This window comes from Kitasatospora sp. NPDC004272, assembly GCF_053603035.1.
The window spans coordinates 32421-42086 of the sequence record NZ_JBSGET010000069.1; the positions used below are offsets into that span (position 1 = coordinate 32421).

The 9666-nt window shown below is 77.1% G+C and carries 9 protein-coding genes; 2 read left to right on the forward strand and 7 right to left on the reverse strand.

Annotated elements, in window-relative coordinates; translation table 11 throughout:
- Nucleotides 1-18 precede the first annotated feature (18 nt).
- Nucleotides 19-897, forward strand: a complete 879-nt coding sequence (locus ACWEO5_RS21710; protein WP_452163935.1) for a glycosyltransferase family 2 protein — start codon at nt 19-21, stop codon at nt 895-897.
- Between the two features lie 123 nt (nt 898-1020).
- Complete coding sequence (locus tag ACWEO5_RS21715; protein ID WP_452163936.1) at nt 1021-1836, forward strand: alpha/beta hydrolase fold domain-containing protein; 816 nt, start codon at nt 1021-1023, stop codon at nt 1834-1836.
- 7 nt (nt 1837-1843) lie between these two features.
- Here the strand turns inward: ACWEO5_RS21715 and ACWEO5_RS21720 are convergent, their stop codons facing one another.
- The 7 genes from ACWEO5_RS21720 to ACWEO5_RS21750 all read right to left on the reverse strand — a co-directional run.
- The gene (locus tag ACWEO5_RS21720) at nt 1844-2923 is read right to left on the reverse strand and encodes a FecCD family ABC transporter permease (protein WP_452163942.1); all 1080 of its coding nucleotides are present in this window, start codon (nt 2921-2923) and stop codon (nt 1844-1846) included.
- Between the two features lie 5 nt (nt 2924-2928).
- The gene (locus ACWEO5_RS21725; RefSeq protein ID WP_452163937.1) at nt 2929-3984 is read right to left on the reverse strand and encodes a FecCD family ABC transporter permease; all 1056 of its coding nucleotides are present in this window, start codon (nt 3982-3984) and stop codon (nt 2929-2931) included.
- Nucleotides 3981-4868 (reverse strand): siderophore-interacting protein, encoded by an 888-nt coding sequence (locus tag ACWEO5_RS21730; protein WP_452163938.1) that lies wholly within the window; start codon nt 4866-4868, stop codon nt 3981-3983. Before ACWEO5_RS21730 ends, ACWEO5_RS21725 begins: the two co-directional genes overlap by 4 nt.
- Nucleotides 4869-4961: 93 nt before the next feature.
- Complete coding sequence (locus ACWEO5_RS21735; RefSeq protein WP_452163939.1) at nt 4962-6695, reverse strand: ABC transporter ATP-binding protein; 1734 nt, start codon at nt 6693-6695, stop codon at nt 4962-4964.
- A complete protein-coding gene (locus ACWEO5_RS21740) occupies nt 6688-8646 on the reverse strand; it encodes an ABC transporter ATP-binding protein (RefSeq protein ID WP_452163940.1) in 1959 nt (652 codons plus the stop codon). The genes ACWEO5_RS21735 and ACWEO5_RS21740 overlap by 8 nt, the downstream gene beginning before the upstream one ends.
- Nucleotides 8647-8725: 79 nt before the next feature.
- A complete protein-coding gene (locus ACWEO5_RS21745; RefSeq protein ID WP_344557559.1) occupies nt 8726-8938 on the reverse strand; it encodes an MbtH family protein in 213 nt (70 codons plus the stop codon).
- Nucleotides 8939-8998: 60 nt separating this feature from the next.
- On the reverse strand, nt 8999-9666 hold a 668-nt coding region (locus ACWEO5_RS21750; RefSeq protein WP_452163941.1), incomplete at its 5' end, for a phosphopantetheine-binding protein.

Here is a 9666-nt window from a genome sequence, read left to right on the forward strand (position 1 = left end):
CGCGAAGGGAACGGGCGGATGGAACCGACACTCGGCGTGGTGGTGCTGACCATGGGCGACCGGCCGGCCGAACTCGCCGCCCTGCTGGCCTCGGTGGCCGCCCAGCAGGGCGCGGAGCACGGGGTGCGGACGGTGCTGCTGGGGCAGGGCGCCGCGCTGCCGCCGCAGCCCGACTGGGTGGACGTGGTCGAGCTGCCGGAGAACCTCGGCATCCCCGGCGGGCGCAACGCGGGCATCGAGCGGCTGCGCGAACTCGGCGGCACGGACGTGCTGGTGGTGCTCGACGACGACGGGCTGCTGCCGCGCACCGACACCTTCCGGCTGGTGCGCGAGGCGTTCGCCGCCGACCCGGGGCTGGGCGTGCTGGCGTTCCGGATCGCCGACGAGACCGGGTTCACCCAGCGCCGCCACGTGCCCCGGCTGGGCAACGCCGACCCGATGCGCTCCGGCCCGGTCACCACCTTCCTCGGCGGGGGCCACGCCATCCGGATGTCCGTGATCGACCAAGTGGGCCCGTTCCCGGCCGAGTTCTTCTACGCCCACGAGGAGACCGACTTCGCCTGGCGCGCCCTGGACGCCGGCTGGCGGATCGACTACCGGGCCGACCTGCTGCTCCAGCACCCCCGCACCGACCCGGCCCGGCACGCCACCTACTACCGCCGCACCGCCCGCAACCGGGTCTGGCTCGCCAAGCGCCACCTGCCCGCCCCGCTCGTCCCGCTCCACCTCGCCGCCTGGACCGCCGTCACCGTCCTGCGCCGCCCGCCCCGCGCGGCCCTCCGCGCCTGGACCGCCGGTTTCGCCGAGGGCCTGCGCACCCCCTGCCCGCCCCGCCGCCCGATGCGCTGGCGCACCGTGGCCCGGATGACCCGCCTGGGGCGGCCGCCGGTGCTCTGACCGGCGCTCAGCGCGAGCGGCCTCCGTCCTGCGGGTCGGCCGGGCCGTTCGACCGGTGAGACGCCGGGCCGGGTGGGAATGAACGGCGGGGCGGGGGCGCTCGGGGCCTGCATGGATCTCTCGTTGCCTCCGGTCGCCCCCGTCCCCTCGCCGTACGGCGGGCTGAGCCGGCACGGTGTCAGCTACGCGCTGCGCACCGGTTTCCGTCCGCTGCTGCTGGACCTGCACGTGCCGGCCGGGGAGGGGCCGTTCCCGGTGGTGGTGTGGCTGCACGGCGGGGCGTTCCGGGAGGGCGACCGGCGCTACCTGCCGAACACGATGCGGCCCGGCTCGGTGTTCGAGGCGCTGGTGGCGGCGGGCCTCGCGGTCGCGACGGTGGACTACCGGCTGTCCGGCGAGGCCCGGTACCCGGCCCAGCTGGACGACGTGACCGCCGCGCTGCGCTACCTGCGGGAGTACGCCGGGGAGTTGGGGCTGGACGCCGAGCGGCTCGGGGTGTGGGGCGAGTCCGCGGGCGGGACGCTGGCCGCGCTCGCGGCGCTGACCACCGACGCGGTGACCGCCGCCGTCTGCTGGTACCCGCCCACCGACCTGGCCGCCCTCGGCCACCACGGGCCGGACTCCCCGGTCACCCAACTGCTGGGCGGCTGCTCGTCCGAGCTCGTCGCGGAGGCCGACGGGGCCAGCCCGGTCCACCGGGTGACGTCCGCCGCGCCGCCGTTCCTGCTGGTGCACGGCGTGCGGGACGACCTGGTGCCGCTGTCCCAGTCCGAGGCCCTGCACGAGCGCCTGCTGGCGGCGGGCGGCCGCTCCGTCCTGGTGCCGGTGGAGGGGGCCGGGCACTGCTTCGGCGAGTACCCGGACGTGCCGGGCCTGATCGCCGACGCGGTGGCGTTCCTGGCCGCCGAACTCGCTCCCCGCGCGGGCCGGGCCGGTTGACGGCCCGTCAGGCGGTGCGCCGCCACTGGCGGGTGATCAGCCAGAGCAGGTAGCCGCCGCCGACCACGCCGGTGAGGATGCCGACCGGCAGCTGGGTGGGGGCGAGCAGGCGCTGGGCGGCGAGGTCGGAGAGGGCGAGCAGCAGGGCGCCGAGCAGGGCGGAGCCGGGGAGGTTGGGGCCGGTGGCGCGGGTGAGGCGGCGGACGGCCTGCGGGGCGATCAGGGCGACGAAGGGGACGGGGCCGGCGGCGGCGGTCGCGGCGGCGGTGAGGGCCACGCCGGTCAGCACCAGCCGCAGTTGGACGGCCTCGGTGCGCACGCCGAGCGCGGCGGCGGTCTCGTCCCCGAGTTCCAGCATCCGCAGCGGGCGGCCGAGCAGCAGCGCGGCGGGGAGCAGCACCAGCAGGGCCAGGGCCATCGGCGTGCAGTGCTCCCAGCCGCGGGCGTTGAGGCTGCCGGTGAGCCAGACGGCGGCGCTCTGCGCGTCGCTGAACGAGGCCCGGGCGATCAGGTAGGCGTTCAGCGAGGACAGCAGCGAGGAGAGGCCGATGCCGACCAGGACCAGCCGGTAGCCCTGGGTGCCGCCGCGCCGGGCCAGCAGGTAGACCAGCAGCGAGGTGAGCAGTCCGCCGAGCACCGCGCCGCCGGCGACGGCGGCCGCGCCGCCGCCGATCAGCAGGATGACGGTGAGCGCGCCGGTGGCGGAGCCGACGGTGAAGCCGATGACGTCCGGGCTGCCGAGCGGGTTGCGGGCGAGGGTCTGGAAGAGCGCCCCGGCGAGGCCGAGCGCCGCGCCGACCAGCAGGGCGGTGAGCAGCCGGGGCAGCCGCACCTCCATGACGATGTAGCGGTCGGCGCGCCGTCCGCCGCCGCCGAGGACGTCGAGCACGTCCCGGACGGGCAGCGGGTAGTCGCCGGCGGTGAGGGTCCAGGCGGCGGTGCCGAGCAGGGCGAGCAGCAGCAGGCCGGTGACCAGGGCGGCGCGCGGGTGCCAGCGCAGCGAGCGGCCGCCGGGCAGCGGCAGGGCGCGGATCGGGAGCCTGGCCGGCGGTGCGTCGAGGGCGGGGGCGGCGTTCACGGCGTTCACGGTGTTCACAGGCGGGCGATCCTCCGGCCGCGCACCAGCGCGATGAAGAGCGGGGCGCCGAGGAAGGCGGTGACCACGCCGACCTGGAGTTCGGCGGGGCGCAGCAGCAGCCGGCCGAGGATGTCGGAGGCGAGCAGCAGGACGGGGGCGAGGGCGGCGGAGAGCAGCATGATCCAGCGCTGGTCGGGGCCGCACAGGTGGCGGGCGAGGTGCGGGACGGCGAGGCCGACGAAGGCGATCGGGCCGACGGCGGCGGTGGCGGCCCCGCAGAGCAGGGTGATGGCGAGCAGGCTGAGGACGCGGGTGCGGCCGGGGTGGGCGCCGAGCGCGCGGCCGGTGTCGTCGCCGAGCGCGAGGGCGTTCAGCGGGCGGCCGAGCAGCAGGGCGAGCGCGCCGCCGGCCAGCAGGAACGGGAGGACCTGGCCGACGGCGGCGGCGTCGACGCCCGCGAAGGTGCCGATCTGCCAGTAGCGGAAGCGGTTCAGGGTGAGCGGGTCGAGCAGGACCAGGCCGTTGACGAAGGCGGTGAGGACGGCGGTGACGGCGGTGCCGGCCAAGGCGAGCCGGGCGGGGGTGGCGGGGCCGCGTCCGCTGCCGAGGAGTTGCACGACGAACGCGGCGGCGGCCGCGCCGAGCAGCGCGAACCAGACGAAGGCGTGGAAGGTCCGCAGGTCGAACAGGGCGGTCCCGGCGGCGACGGCGGCCGCGGCGCCGCCGTTGATGCCGAGCAGTCCGGGGTCGGCGAGCGGGTTGCGGGTGAGGGCCTGCATCATCGCGCCGGAGACGCCGAGGGCGGCGCCGACGGTGATGCCGAGCAGGGTGCGCGGGATCCGCGAGTGGTGCACCGCGATCCAGTCCTCGCCGGTGGGGTCGCGGTGCAGCAGGACGTGCAGCACCTGCCCGGGGGCGATGGAGCGGGCGCCGACGCCGAGCGAGAGGACGGCGAGGACGGCGAGCAGGGCGAGGGCGCCGAACAGCCAGGCGGTGCGGCGGGCGGTGGTGGCGGTGGTGCGGCGGACGGGCGCGGGGGCCGCCGGGCGGGCCTGGGCGTGCGTGCTCATGAGTGCGGGGTGTGCTCGTCCTCGTGGTGGTCGTGGCCGTGGTCGTGGCCGGGCCGGGCGGCGGTGTGCTCGTCCTCGTGGTGGTCGTGGTTGGCGGTGCCGCGCTTCCAGTAGCCGTCGACGTCGACCTGGTCGCGGGTCAGGCCGCGTTCGGTGCGCAGGTGGCGGCGGATCGGGCGGAGCGTGTGCGCCTCGCCGGCGATCCAGGCGAAGCCCATGCCGGGGGGCAGTTCGGCGGCGCGGACGGCGCGTTCGAGGTGGTCGGTGGTGCCGGGGGCGGCGGCGCCGCGGTGCAGCCAGACGAGGGTGGCGTCGGCGGCGGTGGGCAGGTGCTGCTCGTCGGCGGGGCCGGCGACCTCGGCGAAGGCGAGCACCCGGACGCCGGCCGGGAGCTTCTCCAGCCAGCGGGCGAGCGCGGGCAGCGCGGTCTCGTCGGCGCCGAGCAGGTACCAGTCGTGGACGAGGTCGATCTCCTCGGAGCCGCGCGGCCCGAACACGCCGAGTCTCATGCCGGGTTCGGCGGCGGCCGCCCAGTCGGAGCCGATGCCGCCGTCGTGCAGGACCATGTCGATGTCGAGTTCGCGGGCCTCGCGCCGGTAGTGGCGGATCGTGTAGTCGCGGGTGATGGGCTCCTCGGGGGCGTCCATCCAGGTGTCGTCCTGGACGACGGGCTCGGTCGGGAGGTCGCGGCCGGGTGCGGCGAAGCAGAGTTTCACGTGGTCGGTGGGGGCCTGTTCGCAGAAGCCCTCCAGGGCGTCACCGGCGAAGGTGACCCTGACCGTGCCGGGGGTGATCCGCCGGACCTGCTTGACGTCCAGCAGGCGGTACTTGAGCGGGTGGCGGACGATCCGCATCCGCGGCGGCGCGGGCGGGGTGGTGGTCATCGGTCAGCCCATTCGATCGGTGGTGGCCGGGACGGGCGGCGGGGTGCCGTCCGTCCGGACCCCGGGCGGGCGGCACCTCACCGACACTGAAGCTTAGGCTAGCCTAACCTTTTCTTCGCGCAAAGACCGGCCCGTCCCTGACCCCTCGTCAGCGACCACCCGCCCGCCGGCCAGCCGCACCACCCGGGGCAGCCGGGCGATGGTGGCGGGGCGGTGCGCGATCACGATCAGCGTGCAGTCGGCGTGCAGCTCGTCCAGGGCGTGCTCCAGCCGGGCCGCGGTGGCCGGGTCGATGTCGGCGGTGGCCTCGTCCAGCACCAGCACCGCCGGGTCCGCCAGCACCGCCCGCACCACGCCGAGGATCTGCCGCTCCCCCGCCGACAGCCGCGCGCCGCGCTGCCCGACCTCGGCGTCCAGGCCGCCCAGGGCGTCCAGCCAGCCCGTCAGGCCGAGCCCGGCCACCGCCCGTTCGACCGCCGCCCGGCCGGGGGCGCTGCCCACCAGCGCCAGGTTCTCCGCGACGGTGCCGGTGACCAGGCGCACCTCTTGCGGGACGAGCACGATCCGGCGGCGCAGCTGCCGCTCGGGCAGCGCGGTCAGCGGGGTGCCGGCGAAGAGGACCCGGCCCGCGTCGGGGGCGTACAGGCCGCACAGCAGCTTGGCCAGGGTGGTCTTGCCGGAGCCGGTCTCGCCGACCACGCCGGTGCGGCTGCCCGCCGGGAACGCCAGGGTGACGCCGTGCAGCGCCCGGCCGTCCGCGCGGTAGCCGAAGTCGACGGCCGCGCAGCGCAGTTCGCCGCGTCCGGGCAGGTCGTCGACGTCCGCGGCGGGAGCCGCGGCGGTGGTCGCGGCGAGCAGGTCGAGCAGCCGGGCCAGGCCGGTGCGGGCGGTGGCGACCTCGCCGACCAGCTGCGAGAGGTCGGTGCAGGCGTCGAACAGGTTGCGGCTGGCGACCACGAACACCACGACGGTGGCGACGCCCACCGCGTCCCGGGTGACCAGCCAGCCGCCGGCGCCGAGCAGCGCGACCAGCGCCAGGCCCTCGATCAGGCTGACCAGGTCGATCCGGTTCTCCACCCGCAGGGCGCGCCGGGCGGCGCGCACCGCGTGCCGGTTCTCCGCGTCGAAGCGCCGGGTCCAGCCGGGCAGGCCGCGCGAGGTCTGCAGCGCCTCCCGGGCGGTCAGCGTCTCGGTGAAGGTCGCCGCGACGGTCGCCTCGGCGCTCGCCTTGCCGCCGAACGCGGCCGCCGCGTCGCGCTGGAACCAGCGGGTGACCAGCAGCGTCGGCGGCAGGAACACCACCAGCTGGACCAGCAGCAGCGGCCAGGAGTACCCGGCCAGCACGGCGAGGGTGAAGCCGAGGACCGCCAGCGCCGAGACCAGGTTGCGCAGGTGCAGCCGGACGAACGCGGCCAGTTCGGCCACCTCGCCGGTGGCCCGGCGCAGCAGGTCGCCGCCGCGGTGGGTCTCCAGGAAGCGCAGCGGCGCGGTGGCCAGGTTCTCCACGGCCTGCTCGCGCAGGGCGCGCACCACCTCCTCGCCGCTGCGGATCAGCAGCAGCTCGCCGACCCGGGCCAGCACCAGCTGGGCGGCCGCCAGCCCGGCCAGCAGGACGACGGCCAGGGCGAGGCGGCCCCGGTCGGCGTCCAGCAGCGCGTCGGTGGCCAGGCCGACCAGCGGGGCGACGGCCACCAGCGCGGCGGAGTCGGCCAGCGCCACGCCGAGCGCGACCGCGAGCCGGGCCCGGTGCGGGCGCAGGTGCGGCAGGGCCCGGCGCAGCACGCCGCGCTCGTCGGCCTCCTCGCGCAGGAGCGGCTGTTCAGCCACGGCGGGCCTCCACGTGTTCGGGGCGGGCGGACGGTGCGGACGCTTCTCCCGCGGGCGCTTCGCCTGCGGGCGGTCCTCCTACGGACGCTTCGCCTGCGGACGCTTCGCCTGCGGACGGTGCTTCGAACGGCGCTGCGGGGGGCAGGAGTTCGGCCGTCCGGTCGGCGGCGGCCAGGACGGCGGCGCGGTGGGTGGCGAACAGCAGGGTGCGGCGGCCGGCGGCCCAGCCGCGCAGGCGGTCCAGGACGAGGGCCTCGGTGGTGGTGTCCAGGGCGGAGGTGGCGTCGTCGAGCAGCAGGACGGCGGGGTCGCCGAGCAGGGCGCGGGCGATCGCCAGGCGTTGGACCTGGCCGCCGGAGAGCGCGGTGCCGCCCTCGCCGAGTTCGGTGGCGTAGCCGTCGGGCATCGCGGCCAGCTGCTCGTGCAGCCCGGCGGTGCGGCAGGCGTCCTCCAGGGCGGCCTGCGGGAGGTCGCGGCCCAGCCGGAGGTTGTCGGCGACGGTGCCGGAGAGCAGCACGGGCCGCTGGGCGACGTACGCGATCCGGGAGCGGACCTCGTCCAGGCGGGCGGCGCGCAGTTCGGTGCCGCCGTAGCGGACGGTGCCCGCGTCGGGGTCGTCGAGGCGGACGCCGAGCCGCAGCAGGGTGCTCTTGCCCGCGCCGGTGGCGCCGTGCAGGGCGACGAACTCGCCTGCCTCGACGGTCAGTTCGACGGGTCCGAGGACGGCCTTGCCGTCCCGTCGGGCCAGGACGCCGGTGAACTCCAGCGGGCCCGCCGCCGGCAGCGCGACGGGGTCGGGCGGGTCGGCGACGGTCGGGGCGAGGGACAGCACCTCGTCGATCCGGGCGGCGGCGACGTCGGCCTGGCCGCGTTCCAGCAGCCGGTCGACCAGGACGCGGGTGGCCAGGGTGACGACGGCCATCCAGGAGGTGAAGGCGACCAGCCCGCCGACGGTGAGGCGCCCGTCCAGCACGGCCAGGCCGCCGAGGCCGACGCCCGCGGCGACGGCCAGCCGGGGGACGAGCGGGGCGACGGCGGCCCAGCCGGCCTCGATCCGGGCGGCGGTCAGGGTGCGGGCGGTGACCTCGGCGCTGGCGGTGTGGTGCCGGTCGACCAGCGGGCGGTGCCCGCCGGTGCCGCGCAGGCCGGTGCCGAGTTGCAGCAGGTCGGCGACGGCGTCGGCGCGGCGGCCGTGCGCGGCGGCCAGGTCGGCGGAGGCGGCGGCGAAGCGGCGCGGGTAGTGCAGGTTGACCCAGACCAGGAACGGCAGGGTGGCCAGGGTGACCAGCAGCAGGCCGGGGTCGAGGGCGCCGATCGCGGGGAGCACGGTCAGGAAGGTCGTCCCGAGCACCACCCAGATCGCCAGGCCGTGCACCCACTCGCGCACCAGGTCGGTGTCCCGGGTGGCCCGCATCGCCAGGTCGCCGTGGCCGCGCGCGGCCAGCGCGGCCCGATCCAGCCCGGCCAGGTGGCGCAGCAGCCGTCCGCGCAGGTCGGCCCCGACCTTGGCGTCCGCGTACCCGGCCCAGTACTGCCAGCCGTACAGCCCGGCGAACTGGACCAGGGCGGCCAGCGCGGTGGCGGCCGCCCAGCCCAGCAGGGCGCCGCCGTCGTGCCGCTGCAGCCCGTCGTCCAGCGCCTTCTGCACGCACCAGGGGACGGCGAGCAGGGCGAGCTGCCGGATCGCGGCGGCGGCCATCGCGGCGGCCACGGTGGCCCGGTGCGGGCGCAGCGCGGCGCGCAGCAGGGCCTTGGCGCGGCGGCGGCGCTCGGCGGGGAGGGCGGCGGGGGCGAGGTCCTCGTCGGCGAGGTCGGGACCGGCGTCGCCGGGGTCGGCGTCGCCGGGGTCGGGACCGACCTCGGCGGGGGCCGCGTCCGGGCCGGGGGCTCCGGTGGCGGGGGCTCCGGTGGCGGGGGCCTCGGCGGCGGGGGCTGGCTGGTGGGTGCTCACGGCGTTGGCCATCCGTCGGGTAGCGGCGGGACGCGGGGGCGGCCCCGGTGGCGGGCCGCCCCCGCTCGTGCGGGCGGGGTCAGGCGGTGCGGGCGATCAGGCTGGCGGGGCGCAGGTCGGTCCAGTGCGCGTCGACGTACGCGGTGGCGCCCTCGCGGGTGTCCTCGCCGTGGACGGTGCGCCAGCCGGCCGGGACCTCGGCGAAGGCGGGCCACAGCGAGTGCTGGTTCTCGTCGTTGACGAGCACCAGGTAGCGGGCGTCGTCGTCCTCGAACGGGTTGGTGGCAGCCATCGGGGTGTTCTCCTCTTGGGGGGGTCGGGCGGGGTCGGGCGGGGACGGGTTCGGGCGGGGTCAGGCGGTGCAGGGCGGGGTGTCGCCGAGGGCGGCGTCGACCAGTCGGTCGACCAGGAACTCGGCGAGGGCCGAGACGGTGGGCCGGGCGAGCAGGTCGGGCAGGCGGAGGTCCCCCTCGAAGTCGGTGCGCAGGCGCTGGAGCAGCTCCATCGCCAGCAGCGAGTGGCCGCCGAGGTCGAAGAAGTTCTCGTCGATGCCGACCTCGGGCAGCCCGAGCACCTCGGCGAACGCCTCGTGCACCGCCCGCTCGCTCGGGTGGCGCGGGGCGCGCCGTTCGGCGCCGGTGGTGAAGTGCTCGGCCCGGGGCGCGGGCAGGGCGGGGCGGTCGAGCTTGCCGTTGACGGTCAGCGGCAGGGCGTCCAGGACCACGAAGGCCGAGGGCACCATGTACTCGGGCAGCCGGGCGGCCAGCGTGCGACGGATCGCAGCGGCCGAGATAAGGGTACCCTCACTTGGCACCAGGTAGGCGACCAGGCGCTTGACGCCCGGGGTGTCCTCGCGGACCACGACGGCGGCCTGGGCGACGTCCTGATCCGTGCTCAGCGCGTCCTCGATCTCGCCGGGTTCGACCCGGTAGCCGCGGATCTTGACCTGGTCGTCGGCCCGGCCCAGGAAGTCCAGCAGCCCGTCCGGCCGCCGGCGCACCACGTCACCGGTGCGGTACA